Source organism: Coleofasciculus sp. B1-GNL1-01, assembly GCF_040220235.1.
Taxonomy (GTDB): Bacteria; Cyanobacteriota; Cyanobacteriia; order Cyanobacteriales; family Coleofasciculaceae; genus Coleofasciculus.
Window position 1 is genome coordinate 27054 of sequence record NZ_JAVJTO010000004.1, and the last position, 18776, is coordinate 45829.

At 40.8% G+C, this 18776-nt stretch carries 19 protein-coding genes; 17 read left to right on the forward strand and 2 right to left on the reverse strand.

From position 1 onward, the window contains the following. Nucleotides 1–533 precede the first annotated feature (533 nt). From RID53_RS00310 to RID53_RS00320, 3 genes are all read left to right on the forward strand, one after another. Entirely contained in the window at nucleotides 534–1658 is a 1125-nt protein-coding gene (locus tag RID53_RS00310; protein ID WP_446386222.1) for an RNA polymerase sigma factor, RpoD/SigA family, read from the forward strand. A gap of 63 nt (nucleotides 1659–1721) precedes the next feature. Then, entirely contained in the window at nucleotides 1722–2219 is a 498-nt protein-coding gene (locus tag RID53_RS00315; RefSeq protein WP_446386223.1) for an N-acetyltransferase family protein, read from the forward strand. 143 nt (nucleotides 2220–2362) lie between these two features. After that, nucleotides 2363–2569, forward strand: a complete 207-nt coding sequence (locus tag RID53_RS00320; RefSeq protein ID WP_446386311.1) for a glycogen debranching protein — start codon at nucleotides 2363–2365, stop codon at nucleotides 2567–2569. A gap of 136 nt (nucleotides 2570–2705) precedes the next feature. Here RID53_RS00320 and RID53_RS00325 read toward each other — a convergent pair whose 3' ends face one another. After that, nucleotides 2706–2903 (reverse strand): hypothetical protein, encoded by a 198-nt coding sequence (locus RID53_RS00325; RefSeq protein WP_446386224.1) that lies wholly within the window; start codon nucleotides 2901–2903, stop codon nucleotides 2706–2708. On the opposite strand from RID53_RS00325, the gene RID53_RS00330 reads away from it, so the two are divergent. The 6 genes from RID53_RS00330 to RID53_RS00355 all read left to right on the forward strand — a co-directional run bounded on the left by RID53_RS00330 (nucleotide 2895) and on the right by RID53_RS00355 (nucleotide 7954). Beyond that, complete coding sequence (locus RID53_RS00330; protein WP_446386225.1) at nucleotides 2895–3716, forward strand: ABC transporter permease; 822 nt, start codon at nucleotides 2895–2897, stop codon at nucleotides 3714–3716. The two genes, RID53_RS00325 and RID53_RS00330, sit on opposite strands and share 9 nt — an antisense overlap. A 36-nt stretch (nucleotides 3717–3752) precedes the next feature. Further along, entirely contained in the window at nucleotides 3753–5027 is a 1275-nt protein-coding gene (locus RID53_RS00335; RefSeq protein WP_446386226.1) for an ABC transporter ATP-binding protein, read from the forward strand. Nucleotides 5028–5085: 58 nt separating this feature from the next. Next, nucleotides 5086–5277 carry a hypothetical protein gene (locus RID53_RS00340; RefSeq protein WP_446386227.1) on the forward strand — a complete coding sequence of 64 codons (192 nt, stop codon included), beginning with the start codon at nucleotides 5086–5088 and terminating at the stop codon, nucleotides 5275–5277. Between the two features lie 207 nt (nucleotides 5278–5484). Beyond that, the gene (locus RID53_RS00345; RefSeq protein WP_446386228.1) at nucleotides 5485–6249 is read left to right on the forward strand and encodes a sulfotransferase; all 765 of its coding nucleotides are present in this window, start codon (nucleotides 5485–5487) and stop codon (nucleotides 6247–6249) included. A gap of 25 nt (nucleotides 6250–6274) precedes the next feature. Continuing rightward, nucleotides 6275–7192: a hypothetical protein gene (locus tag RID53_RS00350; RefSeq protein ID WP_446386229.1), complete on the forward strand. Its 918-nt coding sequence runs from the start codon at nucleotides 6275–6277 to the stop codon at nucleotides 7190–7192. Nucleotides 7193–7246: 54 nt separating this feature from the next. Further along, the gene (locus tag RID53_RS00355; RefSeq protein WP_446386230.1) at nucleotides 7247–7954 is read left to right on the forward strand and encodes a class I SAM-dependent methyltransferase; all 708 of its coding nucleotides are present in this window, start codon (nucleotides 7247–7249) and stop codon (nucleotides 7952–7954) included. Nucleotides 7955–8156: 202 nt separating this feature from the next. On the opposite strand, the gene RID53_RS00360 is transcribed toward RID53_RS00355, so the two are convergent. After that, entirely contained in the window at nucleotides 8157–9563 is a 1407-nt protein-coding gene (locus RID53_RS00360; RefSeq protein WP_446386231.1) for a calcium-binding protein, read from the reverse strand. Nucleotides 9564–9751: 188 nt separating this feature from the next. Between RID53_RS00360 and RID53_RS00365 the strand changes: the two genes are divergently transcribed. The 8 genes from RID53_RS00365 to RID53_RS00400 all read left to right on the forward strand — a co-directional run bounded on the left by RID53_RS00365 (nucleotide 9752) and on the right by RID53_RS00400 (nucleotide 18761). Then, the gene (locus RID53_RS00365; RefSeq protein WP_446386232.1) at nucleotides 9752–10600 is read left to right on the forward strand and encodes a glycosyltransferase family 2 protein; all 849 of its coding nucleotides are present in this window, start codon (nucleotides 9752–9754) and stop codon (nucleotides 10598–10600) included. Between the two features lie 50 nt (nucleotides 10601–10650). Next, on the forward strand, nucleotides 10651–11565 hold the full coding sequence (locus RID53_RS00370; protein ID WP_446386233.1) for a sulfotransferase family protein: 915 nt from the start codon (nucleotides 10651–10653) through the stop codon (nucleotides 11563–11565). A gap of 131 nt (nucleotides 11566–11696) precedes the next feature. After that, nucleotides 11697–12785, forward strand: a complete 1089-nt coding sequence (locus tag RID53_RS00375; protein ID WP_446386234.1) for a glycosyltransferase family 1 protein — start codon at nucleotides 11697–11699, stop codon at nucleotides 12783–12785. 208 nt (nucleotides 12786–12993) lie between these two features. After that, nucleotides 12994–14193 (forward strand): glycosyltransferase family 4 protein, encoded by a 1200-nt coding sequence (locus RID53_RS00380; protein ID WP_446386235.1) that lies wholly within the window; start codon nucleotides 12994–12996, stop codon nucleotides 14191–14193. A 25-nt stretch (nucleotides 14194–14218) separates the two neighbouring features. Next, nucleotides 14219–14923, forward strand: coding sequence for a hypothetical protein (locus RID53_RS00385; protein ID WP_446386236.1), 705 nt, complete (start codon nucleotides 14219–14221; stop codon nucleotides 14921–14923). Between the two features lie 187 nt (nucleotides 14924–15110). Further along, a complete protein-coding gene (locus tag RID53_RS00390; protein ID WP_446386237.1) occupies nucleotides 15111–16136 on the forward strand; it encodes a glycosyltransferase family 4 protein in 1026 nt (341 codons plus the stop codon). After that, complete coding sequence (locus RID53_RS00395; protein WP_446386238.1) at nucleotides 16133–17542, forward strand: hypothetical protein; 1410 nt, start codon at nucleotides 16133–16135, stop codon at nucleotides 17540–17542. The genes RID53_RS00390 and RID53_RS00395 overlap by 4 nt, the downstream gene beginning before the upstream one ends. After that, complete coding sequence (locus tag RID53_RS00400) at nucleotides 17502–18761, forward strand: glycosyltransferase family 4 protein (RefSeq protein ID WP_446386239.1); 1260 nt, start codon at nucleotides 17502–17504, stop codon at nucleotides 18759–18761. Before RID53_RS00395 ends, RID53_RS00400 begins: the two co-directional genes overlap by 41 nt. The last annotated feature ends 15 nt before the right edge of the window (nucleotides 18762–18776 follow it).

Below are 18776 nucleotides of genomic sequence, written 5' to 3' on the forward strand. Positions count from 1 at the left end.
GGCAAAGTATCAAAATATAACAACAATATGATCAATTCAATCTCCCCCAGCTCCCAGACGCGCCATGGCACGTCTCTACATCTCCCCCAGCTCCCTCTGCTTCCCCAGCTCCCTCTGCTTATTTTCACCCGATCGGTAGAGAGTAAAACAGCCACCTGTATGAGATTCTGTATATAGCCCATTGAGTTTGCCGCTATAATCCATACATCTATGCTGTTCAATATTTTGTAATCAGGGCAACAACTAGCCAAATTGCTTCTGGTAGCCTTAGAATCAGTATTTTCTAATCCTAAACATAGAGAAGGTATCGAGATGGGGGTGCGCCTTGAATAGCGACTCTCACTCAAATCATCTCTTATGTTGTGTTGAGCTGTACAGCCCGTAGCTACAGCCAGTGTTGAAAAATTTTCATTGACAGTACCCATTTATATTCAGTCCATCTGCCCAATCTGTCTAGTTCAATCTATCTAACTGACCGATTGCCTAAAAACCCAATCACAAGCTTTCATAACACTCCTACTTCAAACCTAACTATGACTATCGCACAATTGAACCCAACTGCTACTCGTCAGTTTACAGAAGATACGGATTTTTCTCACCCTCAGAGTGAGCAAATCTCAGATAATGACCAAAATCAGGTCGAAGTCGAATTTTCCGAAACAGAGACTCGTGCCGGAAAAAGCCGACAATCTGGCTACCATAAAACTAGCTCTGATGATACAGTAGGAGCATTCTTCAAGGAGATGGCGCGTTACCCCTTGCTGAAGCCAGAAGAAGAGATTGAGTTAGCCACTCAGGTTCAATTCCTGGTAGAAATGGACGAAATGACTGAACGCTTGCACCAAGAGTTGGGACGCAAACCAACGAACGCTGAACTGGCTCAAGCTTTAGATCTGACCGAACGTCAATTTGAAAATCGTCTCTACCGAGGACAGATATCGAAGCGTAAAATGATTCGTTCCAACTTACGCTTAGTCGTTTCCATCGCCAAACGTTATCTTAACCGGGGAGTTCCTTTCCTGGATTTGATTCAAGAAGGCGCATTAGGACTCAATCGGGCGGCGGAGAAGTTCGATCCCGCCAAAGGTTACAAATTCTCCACCTATGCCTATTGGTGGATTCGTCAGGCGATTACCCGTACCATTGCCAATGACGCCCGCACGATTCGCTTACCGATTCACATTGTCGAAAAGCTGAATAAGCTGAAAAAAGTGCAGCGGGAACTCAAGCAGAAACTGCAACGGACTCCCAACGAAACCGAACTCGCAGAAGCCTTAGACATTAGCCGCACTAGCTTGCGTCAGTTGTTACAATTACGTCGGCGATCGCTCTCTCTCAACCATCGCGTGGGTAAAGGCGAAGATACAGAACTCGTGGATTTGCTGGAAGACAACGATCTGCACTTGCCCGAACAGCAGATGAGCGAATCGATGATGCGTCAAGAGATTTCCGATGTCTTGAGTGATGTTCTCACCGAACGGGAAAAGGATGTCATTTCTCTACGCTATGGATTAGCGACGCCTGAATCCTACACCTTAGAGGAAGTGGGCAGCATGTTCAACCTTTCCCGCGAACGAGTCCGTCAGATTCAGAGTAAAGCCATGCGGAAGCTGCGCCGTCCTCAAGTTGCTCGCCGCTTACAAGGGTGGTTAAGTTAGGATTGGTTTTGTAGTAAGCGCTTCAGCGCTGATGGCACGCTTCGTGCCAACTACGAACGAACAATGAGCAAGCTAAAGATACGACCCGCTACCCCAACAGATGTGCCAGTGCTGTTTGAACTCATTCAAGCACTGGCTGAGTATGAGAAGCTGTCTCACCTAGTCACAGGGACGATGGACGCTCTCCACGACCACCTGTTTGGGGCTAATCCTTATGTTGAGGCAATTCTGGCAGAGTATGAGGGGCAGACGGTAGGCTTTGCCCTGTTTTTCTCTAACTATTCCACCTTTTTAACCAAACCGGGCATTTACATCGAAGATTTATTCGTGCGCCCGGAGTTTCGGCGTCAGGGTATCGGGAAGGCGTTACTAACCTATGTTGCCCAACTAGCGGTAGAACGGGATTGTGGACGCTTAGAGTGGTCAGTCTTGGACTGGAATGAACCTGCGATCGCGTTTTATCAGCGCCTCGGTGCTAAAGTGCTACCCGACTGGCGCATTTGCCGAGTCACAGGTGATGCACTTCCCCAACTAGCGACACAAACCTTATATAATCATTAAACTCGTTGACAACTTATGTCGCCAAAGCTAATGAAATATCAAAAACTGTGTTTTTCCTCTTGCCGTCAGTGATCCCAGTCTTTTACAAAAATAAGTAGATTTACTTAAGATTGTGATTAACTGTTTCAGGGAATGAGGAGAACATCATGATTTGGGTGAATGAACAGGTCGATCCGGGAGGTTTGATTTATTCCTGTATCGCTTGTTGTGACGAGGCTCAAGCCAAAGACTGCCATGAATCGTTCCAGCAGAACTTGACAGAGGAGCAAAAATCAGCAGGTTGGGTAGCGCGTCTGAGAACTGTCAGTTCCTGGGATGAGGTGCCAGTCAATGCGTTGAAGCTGGACTGAGGAGATCTGTATAATCTGGGATTGTCGGGGCATGGGCGAAAATAGGAAGGCTATCACCCTTGATTCTCCTGTAGGGGCGACCCGCTTGCACAAATCAACAACTGTGTCCACTCAATTGGCTCGGGTCGCCCTGGACTCAACTTAAGTTGACATCAATGATCAAGGTGCGCTTATACAAATCCGTCAATGCCCACTCCAATTGGACTTTAAGGTTATTGGCATTTGTACAAAATATCATTAGCATCAAAAGATTGAAGCAAAGCAACCAAATGACCAATGACCAATGACCAATGACCAATGACCAATGACCAATGACCAATGACCAATGACGCAAGAACTGATAATTGAGGCTGGTCGCACCGAACAACAATATTGGAAAGACTTGTGGCGTTACCGGGAATTGTTCTACTTTCTGGCATGGCGAGATATACTGGTACGATACAAGCAAACCATCATTGGCATAGCTTGGGCATTAATCCGACCCTTTTTAACAATGGTGGTATTTACCATAGTTTTTGGTAAACTAGCAAAATTACCCTCTGAAGGCGTTCCCTATCCGATTTTGGTATTTGCGGCTATGTTACCTTGGCAGTTCTTTTCCAATGCCCTTTCCGGGTGCAGCAATAGTTTGATTAGCAATGCCAATTTAATCGCCAAGGTCTACTTTCCCCGCTTGATTGTGCCAGCCAGTGCCGTGATTGTCAGCTTTGTAGATTTTATGATATCAGGGATAATTTTGCTAGGCTTAATGGCGTGGTATGATTTCCTACCCAGTTGGCGAATCTTGACACTACCATTTTTTATTATAATTGCGTTTGCAGCATCAATGGGGGCAGGGTTATGGCTAGCGGCACTGAATGTAAAGTATCGGGATTTCCGCTATATAGTACCGTTTATCGTCCAGTTTGGTTTGTATATTTCGCCCGTGGGATTTAGTAGCACAATTGTGCCTCAAGAGTGGCGATTAGTCTATTCACTTAACCCTATGGTCGGGGTAATCGATGGATTTCGTTGGGCAATTTTAGGTGGAGACGCCAGAATTTATTTGCCAGGATTTCTTCTATCATTAGGATTGGTTTTTGGAGTATTGGCAAGTGGCATTTGGTATTTTCGTAAGGTAGAACGGACGTTTGCGGATGTAATCTAGGTATTTTCAGTGGATAAGCTAACTAGGTAATAGGTAATGTCTGACACGGTGATTCAGGTCGAGAATCTCGGTAAGAAATATATCATTGGTCATCAGCAGCAGAAGCGTAACAAAATGTTACGGGAGGCGATTGCCAATGGAGCTAAGTCTCTTGGACAAAGATTGCTGAGTTCTTGGGGGAAATCGCTAGCTAACCCAGCTTATGAAGAGTTTTGGGCGCTCAAGGATGTTTCGTTTGAAGTCAAGCAGGGTGATAGGATTGGGATTATTGGTCGCAATGGGGCAGGTAAATCGACGCTATTAAAGATTTTAAGCCGAATTACTGAACCAACAAGGGGTAGAATTAGGATTAAGGGTCGGGTTGCCAGTTTGCTAGAAGTAGGAACAGGGTTTCATCCTGAGTTAACAGGGAGGGAAAATATTTTTCTCAACGGTGCAATTCTGGGAATGAGCAAGGTTGAGATTAAGCGGAAGTTTGATGAGATTGTGGCATTTGCAGAAGTGGAAAAGTTTTTAGACACACCAGTAAAGCGGTATTCTTCGGGTATGTATGTACGGCTGGCGTTTGCTGTGGCAGCTCATTTAGAACCAGAAATTCTAGTTGTCGATGAAGTACTAGCTGTAGGAGATTCACAGTTTCAAAAAAAGTGTTTAGGCAAGATGGAAGATGTAGCACAGCACGAAGGACGGACAATTCTGTTCGTGAGTCATAATATGAATGCCATTGAAACTTTCTGCACAAGCGCTATGCATCTGAAGTCGGGTCAACTTTTTGGTACAGGCGCTGTATCAGACCAAATTGAACTGTATCTCAATTCCTTTCAGGATCAGAGTAAAATTACTTCAAATAATCCAATTCAGCTTGGGGAGAATCTAGAACTTCAGAGATTAGCAATTTCACCCAACCCTGTTGTGAGTGGAGAGCCTGTAGAATTTGTCCTTGAGTTTTGGTCATCTAAAGCAACTCAACTTGACGAAGCGGCACTATTAATTCATTCCGTAACGGGTATACGTGTTGCTCTCCTTAATCTTAAAACCAATGATCTTACTCATAAACTAGACGGTGCTAAAACTTATACAATCTTTGTAAGTACAAAATCTATTCCTTTGGTAGCAGGTGATTACAGTATAGGGCTTTTCCTAAGTTGTGGAAGTTTGATGAATAATTTTTTAGATTTATCAATTTTAACTGTTGTAGATAAAGGGGAATTTGGACACTCTTTTCTATATCCTAATCGTCTTCGAGGATTAATAGAACTAGATTTGAATGTTCATAGTTGTATAGGTAAAGATTTTATGGGAGGAAATTGAATCGTAAAATTAGATAGTTGTTATAAGATTTTAAAAATATCAATGAGCTAAATTAATTATGCCTGGAATTAGTACAATTTTATTTGTAGATAAAAATTTAGATAAATCCGAAATAAGAGGTAAAAGAATTATTGATGTTGGTTCATACGACTTCAATGGTAGTATTCGCCCACTAATTGAATCATGGAAACCTGCTGAGTACATCGGTGTTGATAATAAAATAGAAAGATTTACAAATAATGACTTTTAAAATGTTCATTTTGCAAAAATAGTTTTAAAATAAGAATTTAAAAAAATAGGCAATATTATAAAAGCGCCAATTAGTTTTTTATAAAATATTAACTTGAAGGAACTAGTCAACATGACTCTATACGGAGTGAGTACAAACATGATTTTCCTTTATTTAGGGCATCACAAATGTGCTTCAACTACACTACAAAATATTTTCCAGGAAACTATGATTTCTTTGGGAAAAAAACATGGTTGTATTACCTATCCACATCCAGAAATAGCACCTTTAGTCAAACGTCGCCAGTTTGAATGCTTGTCCATACGACAAGCCGACTACGCCAAGCTAAAAAACATGGAAAATTTCCGAGCATTTCATCTAATACGTGACCCTCGCGACATTATTGTTTCGGCTTATTTTTCACATCGTTATTCTCACGAAACGACTAACTGGCAAGAGTTACAGGAACATCGACAACAGCTTAATTCCGTTTCCCAAGAAGAGGGTTTATTGTTAGAAATGGAATTTGGAGTGACTAGATGTACTCTAGAAGCTTTACAAAATTGGCAATATTCTAATGCTCATATATTGGAATTAAAATTTGAGCAGTTTATTATTGATCCTGTGCAAACCTTTATTAATATATTTTCTTTCTTTGAAGTCTTAGATAAAAAATCAGCTAAAACAAAAAGGAACTTCAATTGGTTAAATTATTACAATAAAGTTATTTATTCCTATCGCTTACTGAGACCGTTAAAGATACCCTTAGCCAAAATAAAGCCCCAATATCTTAAGCAGATAGTTAAAAAATATTCCTTTGAAAATATGACTGGAGGGCGTCAACGAGGTCAAGAGGATATAAAAAATCATTACCGAAAAGGAGTACCAAACGACTGGACAAACTATTTCACCGACTTACATAAACATTATTTTAAAGAAAACTATCCAAATTTGTTGCTTAAAACTGGCTACGAAAGAGATGGTAACTGGTAATCGCTAGAAGTTACTTGAAAAAAAGATGGTTTTTAACAAGTTCACCCCACCACAAAAAAAAAGATACATGAAGATTGAAAAGATTATCTCGATGGCAAATAAGGAAGTGCGATTGCGATTTACGGCAATGGAGCGATCCTTACGCGCTACGGGCTGTCAACTCCCGCTGTGGGTAATTCCCTATGACGACAATCTTTTTGAGTTACCTAAAGGCTCTAGCTGGTGGGAAATTCCAGAAATTATCAATTGGCTGAACGTTCAGCAATCTTTGCCAGTCATGCGAAAGTATCAATGCCTGACAACCGGAAATTACCAATTTGTTGATGCAGATGTATGCTTTTTGAGGAATCCTGAAAAAGTATTGGAACCTCATTTTGGTTTTATTACCTCATGCGGACACTGGCATAATTCAAGCCACACCTATAGCGAACAATCAAAGCGCATAATGTCGCAAAAGACTACTACCTGGCAGAAAAGCGTCTTTAATACGGGGCAGTTTGCCTGTGATTTCCCTCTTTTTGAGATTGAGAAACTGAAGTCAGTAGCAATGCAACCAGATTTTATAGATACGTGCATTCAGTTTCGATTTCATGAACAACCAGGACTTAACCTGCTAGTATTTGAATCTGGAGTTGAGGTTACAAATCTTACTCTTCCTCCTTTGTGTATGGAATCAACTTGGGCTGGTGACTACCCCGGCGAATATGCTCACTACTGGATAGAACTACAACGCAAACCCTATTTAATTCACTGGGCAGGGATTAGAATGGATGTACCTCGACCTATCAATCAAATTTTCTATGATTTTCTTACTCAAGCTGAAAAAACTGAGTGGGATGAACAGGTTAAGCAGTGGAGTCAATTACATGATAAAAAGAATAGGTATATAGAAGGGATTGCTCATCGCTTTAAGCGTGCATTGAAGACGCTAATTTATTCATAAAGCCGTTGTTTACCCAAACTAATATTTTTGACAGAGGTAATCTTATTCGATAGGATGTTAAATTCAATTTTTAGATCTGTTGATTGGTTAATTCCTTTGTATCGATTTTATCGAACAAGTCGTAAGGCTAAATGGTTATTTGTTCGTCCTCAACAAATCAAGTCATATCTTAATAGCTTTGAGGTGCGAAAACTGCAATTGGGTGGGGGTTCCCATCCTCTAGCTGGCTGGTTAAACACTGATTTATATCCCTTTCAAGCGCCGGGGGTCGTTTTCCTTGATGCAACCAAACCATTTCCTTTTAAAGATGAAACTTTTGACTATATATTTAGTGAACACATGATAGAGCATATAACTTATCGGGATGGCTTGTTTATGCTTCGCGAGTGTTACCGAATCTTAAAACCTGGTGGCAAAATTCGGATTGCTACGCCTGACCTGAGTATCCTAGCTAATCTATACAGAGCAGAAAAAACTGAAAATCAGAAAAGATACATCAAATCAGTGATTGATACTTGGCTTCCAGACATGGAAATTTACAATGAGTGCTTTGTTGTAAACAATATGTTTCACAACTTTGGACATCAATTTATTTACGACCAACCCACCCTCCAATGCGCTATGGAGAAATTAGGTTTTATTGAGGTGACTCGCTGTCCAATTGGAGAAAGTGATGACGAGGTTTTTCAAGGAATTGAGTTTCATCTCAATGATGAAGCTATACGGTTTGAGACAATGGTGTTAGAAGCTAAATGCTTTTGATGTGATTCATTGAGAAGTGCTATATATACAGCTCTATTTTGTGAGAAAAACTACTCGACTAGGCTGGCAGAGATAACTTACCAGAAAAAATAATACCCTGACTCCCTCGGTTTTCGGAACTGCTGGAAAACATTTGCACAGAAGGCCTAGTCTCTGAAGTCCTATAATACACAACCCAGTCAAGTTCTACATCTGGCTATCTCTAGAAGACTATATCTACCAGAGGGTTAAAAGTTCCGCTGGCAATATCGACCGAGGCGATTATGTCCGATGGTCTAAAACTAAAAACTATATTAATAACATTTCCTCCCGCATTAATAAAATCATAGTCATTCAACCCTGCTCCTCGATCTGCGAGCTGAATCTGATCTACACCAGCTTCAAAATCTGTTATGTCTGCCTGACCGTCCCTTGAATAGTATACTCCAGAACCAGTTTCTCCGATGATGAATAAATCTTCTCCAGTGCCTCCTGTAAAAGTATCAATATCACCAGTTTTTCTTGCACCCTCTTCATAACCGATTAAGGTATCATTTCCGTCACCACCGACCAATATGTCATCGCCAAAACTGCCAAAAAGTTCGTCATCACCCTCACCCCCTGCCAGATTATCATTACCACTACCGCCAATGAGAGTATCCAGACCATTATTACCTTCAATCATGTCATTTCCACTTCCTCCCTCCAGAATATCATCGCCCTCTCCACCAAGCAGAATATCATCGCCATTCCCACCATTGAGGCTGTCATTCTCAGTACCCCCATCTAGAGCATCATTGCCACCCTCGCCGATTAAAGTGTCCTGACCAGCACCGCCACTTAGAATATCATTGCCTTGAATGCCAAAACCAGTGTCGTTGTCCCCAACTAGACGATCATCACCGTCCCCACCTTCAAGACGGTCATTATTATTACCTCCAATCAAGATGTCGTTACCAGTATTACCAATGAGAATATCATCACCGACTAATCCTTGCAGGGTACTGTCAATCCCAGCATTTGCCGTAATTTCGTTGTTTTTATTGTTGCCGATACCCTCATTTGCGTCGTACCAGAGAATCAGATTCTCGATCGAGTTAGGTAGAGTATAGCTAGTCGTGTTACTACCAAGAAAGTCATCTCCTCCAATGCGAACCGTATCTATTCCACCACTATCAAATACAGTGTTAGTAGGGGTGAGATCGATATAGAGGTCATCGCCTTCGCCTCCATTCACGAGCGTAGTCTTACTCCCAGGACGAATCTGATCATTGCCAGCACCGCCTTCCGCGTATACTAGACCACCGAAGATCCTGTTATCGAGTGCATTGCCTCTTAGGGCATTGATTCTGTTTCCGCCCCTTACATTTTCCAGGTTGTCTCCCAGAGTATAACCATTACCTAATTTATCTGAATCACTTATAATAACAAAATCATTACCTTGATTAGACTCTTCAGTGATCACATCACCAAAATCATCGACGAAGTAAGTGTCATCACCATCGCCCCCAATCATGGTATCGGCTCCGGCTAGAGCAATTAGTATATCATCAGAATCACCGGAGTCAGCAACTATTAAGTCGTCTCCTGGGGTACCAAATATTGTACCTGAGCCTGTTATTTCTGCCATTGTTCTGTCCTGAACGTATATGTTTTATGACTGTACATACATTTACTACATAGAGTAAACTTAAACTTAGTTGATAAGACTTGGCTTATAGTTTATTATAACTTATTATCAGCCAATTCTCACAATTAATATATAATTTATTACATTTGTGTGTATTTGCACTCATCAATCCCTAATTCCCTATTACCATGCCCTCAAGTCCCTTTTTTTCAGTCGTAATACCAACATATCACCGCAATGACCTACTGGTAAAGTGCCTCGACTGCCTAGCGCCTGGAAGGCAGACTATACCTGCCGATCAATACGAAGTAATTATCACGGATGATGGTTGCCAAGCGACTGCCGAGACAATAGTACTAGAATACTATCCCTGGGCTAAATGGGTGGCAGGATCAAGGTTAGGACCTGCAAGTAACCGAAACAATGGGGCTAAGTATGCTCAGGGAGAATGGCTAGTTTTCACAGATGATGACTGTTTGCCCGATCCCCAATGGCTAGAAGCTTATCGGGAGGCGGTAGCCGCTGAGACTGCTTGCTTAATTTTTGAAGGACGAGTATACGTGGATCGTCCCAGACGTAGCTTTAGCGAAACCGCACCAATCAATGAATTAGGAGGGTATCTTTGGTCTTGCAACTTTGCCATTCACAGGCAGTTATTTGAATTTTTAGGCGGTTTCGATGATCGATTTCCCTACGCGGCGATGGAGGACGTAGATTTGAAGTTAAGAATCACAAAGAGTCAACAAAAATTTATTTTTGTTAAAAGAGCGGCTGTCTGTCACCCTTGGCGATATAAAGGGGGATGGAAACAGCTAAAAAAGCGTCAAGAATCAGTTCTGCTCTACTTATCAATTCACCCGGAACAACTAACACACCTCAATTATCGCTTTTTTATTAGAAGCTTTTTTCGGACTATTATAGTAGGATTAAATGCCATCCAAAAACTAAATTTAATTGAAATAAAAGAACTTCTAAATGAAGCGATTTATTTCTTGCGAATGTCTATTTTGGTAACAACTAATTGTCATAAGTTGTAATTACAATAAGTAGTCAAACACAAGTTTCGGATCTCAAACTGTACAAGAATATGAAATATTCAAAAAAACTGAAAGGAAATTGCCCATTGAAGGTAGAATATGGCATAGTATTGGGCTGCCCTCGTTCGGGAACTACATTTCTGATGAAAGCACTTAAAGGCTTGCCAAATTCTGAGTGTATTTCCGGCTCTCATTTACCTGTATCTATTCCTCACATTGTTAGTTTTTCTTTGACTGAACCGCTGAAAAAAGCTTTGGCATTTGGATTTGAACATTCATTGCTCAACTACTTAGATGAGGCGACTAACAGTCAATGGCTAGCCTTGCAGAAATGGCTAAAAGGAAGTGCCAGCATCACCGAGTTGATTCAAACGATACAGCGCAAGCGAAAGGTAGAACGTATAGTTTATAAAGAGCCTTTTTTGGGATTTTCTCCAGAATTTATCTATAAAGCTCTCCCCAATTGCCGAATCATTCACATCTACCGGGATGGTCGGGATTGTGCTAACTCGCTTGTCCGCAGTTACAACGTACTGACTGATGAAAAATTACAAGACTTACGCACAGCAGAAATGCCTTTGGGTCGTCAATATGATTATCGTTACGTACCTTGGTGGGTTGAGGAAGAAAGAGAAGAGGAATTTATTGCTTGCACTCCCTATGTACGAGCAATCTGGATGTGGAAAGAGATAGTGAGCCGTTGTCATGATTTTTTTTCCCGTCCGGAGATCATTGCTAGTAACCGAATTTTGTTACTAAAGTATGAGGATTTTGTTAATGAGCCGCTTAAATACGGAGAAATTGTGGTAGAATTCCTGGGTTGTAAAATGAATAATAGATTGCGAAAAAAATTTAAACAAGCTAGTAACCGTTCAATTGGAAGTTACCAAGGACGTGATCCAAGAGAAATTGAAGTAGCTGAGAGAGTAGCCCAGGTGGAACTTGAAATTTATGAATATCTTTAATATTAATGAATAAAAGGAATAAATTGATGAACTTCACTAATATACCAAAAATAGCTGGAACTTTTTCTTGTCCTGAAACGTAGATAAAATCTAATATTAAATTGAGTAATTCAAGTTAAAATTAAAAACTGATGGTAATTATCCAAATTATCCCTTACCTGCCCCCAGCAATTAGTGGTGTAGGAGATTATGCGCTTAATCTTGCTTACCAACTCCATAAAGATTTTGACATCACAACCCATTTTGTTGTCGGAGATCCTAATTGGCAAGGTTCTACGCACCTCGAAGGTTTTTCCATCAGCCAGGTGACTAAGCATTCGGATGCTATTTTGTTATCTCTCTTACCGAGTAACCAAGCTACAGTACTATTACATTACGTCGGTTATGGTTATGCCAGAAGAGGTTGCCCTTTCTGGTTGGTGGAGGGATTGCAGCAGTGGTGTGCTTCTGGTATCAATAAATGCCTTGTGACGATGTTCCATGAAGTCTACGCTTCTGGACTCCCCTGGACAAGCGCTTTCTGGTTATCTCCCCTACAAAGAAAATTAGCCGCTTGCCTTACTCAGATAAGTACTCACTGCTTCACGAGCAAACAAAGTTACGCAGAAATACTCAATACCTTTAGCCGTAGTAAAAATATCTCAGTTACTACATTACCAATTTTTTCAACGATTGGAGAGCCGACTCAGATACTCCCTTTAGCAGAGCGTAGCAAACGACTAGTGATATTTGGAAGTCGAGGTAAACGGCTCAGGGTTTACAAAGAGTGCCAAGAACAACTAAGCAAAGCTTGTCAACTGTTAGAGGTGGAGGAAATCTGGGATATTGGACAACCTACAGGTCTGGCTTTATCCCCTGTCAATAACCTGACGATAGTTGAGAAGGGACAACAGCCAGCCAAGCAAATAAGTTGTATCCTCTTGAATTCCGCAGCAGGTTTATTGGATAATAACCCTAACTTCCTGGCAAAATCAACAATTTTTGCCGCCTATTGCGCTCACGGGGTATTGCCTATAATTTGCCGAGGTAGTGCCTTGCCAACAGATGGTATTGAATTGGGAAAACATTACTGGGTGGTTGATCATCGGGAAAGAGAGCTACCAAATAAAATAGACTTACAACAAATCACCAATAATGCTTATTCCTGGTATCAAACCCATAACTTGTCGTTACAAGCAAATATTTATGCCACCCATCTAAAAAATCAAAGTTCACAATAAGGAAATAAAATGAGGCTCTTTCAGACTAACTATGATAAATTACTACAAAAAAATCTCCACAATCTTTGCTACGCAAGCATCATGGAGATTTAAAAAAGCAATTTTATTAAATAAAATAGGCTTTTTATTTTGTTAGATCCTTTGCTATTTAAGGGTTTAAGCTCATTTAAATTGTTAATTTGCCATAACCAGTCTAAGAGAGCCTAAAATGAGTGAGCATAGATACCGATTACTCTTTGTTGTTTCTCATCCAATTCAATATGCGGTGCCGCTTTTTCGTTTAATGGCAGAGCATCCAAAACTGGATATACTAGTAGCCTATTGTAGCTTACAAGGAGCAGAACCGGGAATAGACTCGGAATTTGGGATAGAAGTAGCATGGGACATTCCATTGCTGGATGGTTATCCTTGGATTTATCTACCCAACCAATCTCCAAAACCAAGGTTAGGTAATTTTTTCGGACTGATAAATCTGGGGCTATGGCAGCTTGTACGCACAAATAGTTTTGACGCTGTAGTTGCCTATACAGGTTATGCCTATGCCAGCTTCTGGATTGTGGCAGCAGCAGCAAAAACTCAGGAAATGGCTCTTCTGTTTGGTACAGATGCTCATGAATTAAGTACCCGAGACAATCAATTGTGGAAAGTTCAGATAAAGAAGTGGCTATTGCCTCAGATTTTTAGCCTAGCAGATATCGTTATTGTTCTTTCATCTGGGGGATTGAAACTGATGTCTTCTCTGGGCATTCCTCAACAAAGGGTGCAACTAACGCCTTATGTGGTTGACAATCAATGGTGGATCACTCAGTCAGAACAAGTAAACCGAGAAGTGGTGCGGCAACAGTGGGATATTCCTCAAGCGGCAGTTGTTGTGCTGTTTTGTGCTAAACTCCAACCTTGGAAGCGCCCCCGGGATGTATTAAAAGCTTTTGCCAAAGCAAATGTTTCTGGTAGCTATCTAGTATTTGCTGGCGAAGGTCCTTTGCGAATAGAATTGGAAGCAGCAGCTAAAGCGTTGCAGCTTTCAGAGAGAGTCAAATTCCTTGGCTTTGTCAATCAGTCTCACATGCCCTCTATCTATCGGTCTGCTGATTTGTTTATTTTGCCCTCGGAATATGAACCATTTGGTGTAGTTGTAAACGAGGCAATGCTATGTGGTTGTCCAGTTACTGTGAGTGATCAAGTCGGTGCCCGTTATGATCTTATCCATCCTAGCGAAACTGGAATAGTATACCCTTGTGGTAATGTGGATGCCTTAGCAGCAATTTTACAATCGTTGTTGCCGGATAAGAAGCGACTAAAGCGGATGGGAGAAGCCGCTTACCAACGAATGAAAACTTGGTCGCCTCGCGAGAATGTAGAAGCTTTAGTCAAGGCGATAGAAAGATCTGTAAAACATAAAGCATAAGACGAAAATTGTTTTTGAGGTTTTAATGTTAAACGATAAGGACAGATATTTAATTGTAGGCACTGGACGCTCCGGCTCCAGCTTATTAGCCGCTATTCTAGCGGATGCAGGAGCAGACTTCAATCTACCTAGTGTATTAACATGGAATAGAAGCTCCGGAGCTTATGAACATCCTAAGCTTATTTGTGCTTGCAAATGGTTTTTTCGATCGCACAAGGCAGCTTTCCTTTCAGACCAATTGCGTCGCTTTTGCGAAATTAGGATGGAAAGGGAATTATTGCTCCTTTGGCAAGAGGCAGTGTTTGCCAAGTATCCAAATGCAGTTTGGTTGATTCATTTTATCCCCAGGTTAGGCTATAGTCCTAAGGTAATTTTATCTTATAGAGAATTTACAAGTTTTAGCCTGAGTGAGTATTTAAAAAAAGGAGTATCTATGCCTGATTTAGTGAAAAAGTATTATGAAATTAATAGTACGGCAATGTTGGCATTAAATGTTTTTGGTGGGGTGGCAGTAAGTTACGAGGAGTTGGTAGATAAAAATGATACAATGTGGGCAGATGCAATTTCTTCATTAACCAATATAGACAGTCAAAAAATTATATATTTTCGCAATCAGAGAGTCAAAGAGATAAAAAATAAAAACAATTTTTCCATTTACTATGATGAGAAAACCACGAATATTTATCAATCCATGGTTGAGTTAAAAGGCAAATTAATAAAAAACAATTGACACTAATCCTCCTAAATACCGCTACTATGGATAATTAAAGTTGATAATGTATATATAGCAATCCTATTTAGGTTGTGGCAATTTTCAAAAGTGAACCCCCTGCTATACCTAGGTTTCAATCCGTTCACTTGTTGCATCCTATTTAAAATTGCTATACTGCTTATTCAGAAATTTTACAAGTCAATCAATGAAAATTTTGCTCTCATCCAGGTTGTTTCATCCGAGCTTAGGTGGCAGTCAGAAAAGTGCAGAACTTTTGGCTCGTGAATTTATAAACCTGGGACAAGAAGTTAAAGTTGTCACCCAAACTATTGGTAGTAATACCGCTGCAGATGGTTCCCTGTTTCCATTTGATGTCATTCGCCAACCCAATCCTATACAGTTACTTAAACTTGTCCATTGGTGCGATGTATATTTTCATAATGGTATCAGCTTGAGGGATGCTTGGCCGCTTCTTATAATTAGAAAACCTTGGATCATTCGGCATTTATCCTGGCTCCCCTCTGTTGGTATTAGTCATTCATCCTTGAGGGGGCGTCTGAAACATTTTATTATCCGATTTTCGGTATCGACTGCAGTCAGTAAAGCAATCGCAGCTCATTTAAGATATCCTTCTACTGTGATTCCTAGTCCTTATCTTGATGATTTATTCCGTTTCATTCCTGAAATTAATAGAGACAAAGAACTCATTTTTTTGGGACGGTTAGTTTCGGACAAAGGCGTAGGATTGTTACTGGAGGCACTGTTTAAGTTAAGAGATAGTGGATTGAAGCCTAAGTTAACAATTATTGGTCAAGGTTCCGAAGAGTATAAGTTGCATCAAAAAGCTATAGATTTGGGAATCCAAGAGCAAGTGTATTTTATGGGTACAAAGGTTGGCGAAGAACTGGTAGAGATACTCAATGAACATCAGATTATGATTGTTCCTTCACGGTGGAACGAACCTTCAGGAGGTGTGGCTACGGAAGGAATTGCCTGTGGTTGCGTTGTTGTGGGATCAGAGGGGGGAGGTTTAAAAGATATGATTGGTCCTTGTGGACTCACTTTCCCCAATGGGAATGTCAACGCATTAACCGAAATTCTGTTGGATTTATTGAAAAATCCCGATAAAATTGCAACTTACAGAGCAAAAGCCGCCAAGCATTTGCTAAGCTACAAGAAAAAGACTGTGGCAAAAGCATATTTACAAGTTCTTGAGGCTGCTGTTCAATGAAATTGCTAATCGGTCTGTTAGCTGCTATAGTTATATTCTATATTTCATCCCTTAACTGGCGTCACACCGTTAAGGCAGTTTTATTCATTTTGGTGGTTGAAGGAGCATTGCGAAAATGGATATTTCCGCAAGCGAGCGACCTGATATATTTCTTGAAAGATTTTCTACTTTTAGGAGCTTACTTGAGTTACTTTGGATTTTTAAAATCTACTAGACAATCCCGGGTTAAAAATTTATGGATAAATATGCTAATTTTTTTTGTTACAGGTTGGTGTATATTTCAAGCTTTTAATCCCAGTTTAGGGTCGCTGGTTGTCGGCATTTTTGGACTCAGAGGATACTTGCTTTATATTCCCTTAATTTGGATAATACCAAATCTGTTTCAATCAAGGGGAGAACTAGAACAGTTTCTGCGTTCACACCTTTTACTAGTGATTCCTGTGGGCATCTTGGGAATTGCCCAATTCTTTAGTCCACCGTCGAGTCCAATTAATGTCTACGCCCCCGGAGACGTGGCAGATGTTGCCACATTTGGAGGAGGAACGGGTATTGTCCGAGTGACCGGTACTTTTTCCTACCTCAGCGGTTTCTCTGTCTATTTATTAGTCTGTTTTGCTTTACTAATACCTCTAGTTTCCCTCAAACAATCTCGCAGGTGGCAGTCTATCTATATTACTGAGCTGCTTTTAGTAGTGGTCAATTCTTTTATGACGGGTTCACGAGGTTTGATCATCTCTGAGATTTTGTTTCTGTTTGGTTATTTTGGTATCAGAGCCTTTATTCTGCCTTCAGGTGTTGTGCGCTTAATCAAACGGTTCTTTGTACCCATCCTTGGCATTTCTCTGGCTGTTACCTTTTGGTTCCAACCAGCTATTGAGGTATTTTGGATGCGCACTACTTCTAACCAAGATTTGCCTGAACGCATTCAGAGAAACTTGACACAACCGTTTGAATTTTTCCAGTATAAAGCACTGGATGGCTATGGTACGGGAGCAACTCACCAAGCGACGCCAGCCCTGCGTGCAGCTCTGGATCTGCCAAGAGGAGAGTTAATTCCTACCCAATTTGAAGGAGAAATGGGTAAAGTTTCATTAGAAATTGGTCCTATTGGTTTTTTTCTGTGGTATGCTTTAAGAGCTAGTCTAGTGGTATATTTGGGTTTACTTGTATGGAAATTAAAAATACCATTCTTGCGTCAATTAGCCCTTGCTGCCTTTCTAATCCATGCCATCAATCTCCGTGGACAAGTAGTTTTTAATCACACATTTTCGATTTATTACTGGTTTCTGGCGGGCTTCATCTTTTTGTTGCCTAGACTGGAACAGATAGAAAGTTGGCAACAGTACCACCAACAGTTTAAATTCCATGGTCAAATCCCAAATTTCCCTCATTCATCCAACCAGTAATCCCTTTGCTCGCAATGCGGCAATCGCTTTAGCGGAAGCGGGTTTACTAGAGGAAGTAATCACAACGTTTATTTACAATCCTCAAGGAACTATTGCATCTTACTTAAGACTATTTCCCTCACAACTCAGGAAATCTATTGTCCAAGAACTAGGACGGCGCACTTGGATATCTCCAAATGGAGTACCTATAAGAATAAGAACCCATCCCTGGCGAGAAATCCTACGAGTAGCCCTGGTAAAAACAGGTCTTGGTCAGCGTTTAGGCTTTGGACAACATGGACCTATCGATTGGGTTTATGCTTGCCTAGATCGCCACGTTGCTAAGTATCATCTTCAAAACCTTGATGCTGTTTACGGTTACGAAGATGGTGCAGCTACTACGTTTCAAACTGCTAAGCAAAGAGGCATCCTGTGCTTATATGATCTACCTATTCCCTTTTACCGCTTGAGTCGAGCTATCCAATTGGAAGAAGCCGAACGATTTCCGGAGTTAGCACCAGCACTGCAAGCGATTCAGGAGCCTGCTTGGAAGATTGAGCGTAAGGAGCAGGAAGTCCAGTTAGCTGATCATATATTTGTAGCATCTTCATTTACTAAAACATCTTTACTAGAGGTTGGTGTAAAATCTGAAAAAATTAGTATTATTCCCTACGGTGCGCCAACTGACTATTTTCAACCTAAACCCAAATCGGATAAACTGTTCCGAGCTTTATTTGTGGGTCGTGTTAGTCCCCGAAAAGGAGTTCACTATTTACTAGAAGCATGGCAGCAATTAAAGTTACCTGAAGCCGAGTTGTTGTTGGTTGGAATTAACGAATTTCCTCAAGGCTGGCTCGCTCAGTATAGTGATGCTTTTAGCTATATTCCCTCTGTACCTCATAACTCGTTAAATCAATACTACAGTGCTGCTAGTGTTTTTGTTTTTCCATCCTTAGTTGAAGGGTTTGGGCTAGTACTCTTAGAAGCAATGGCTTGTGGTATTCCTGTAATTACTACACCTAACACAGCAGGCTCTGATATCATTACCAATGGTGTAGAAGGTTTTATTATACCTATTAGAAGCGTAGAAGCCTTAAAGGAAAAACTGGAGTGGTGCTATAGTCATCCCCTAGAGTTGGCTCGTATGGCACAAGCCGCTCATTGTAAAGCCGAAGAAAATACATGGAAAGTTTACCGCAAAAAAATGGCAACTATAGTGCAGAAGATTTTATTTGATTAAAATATTTATATTTAT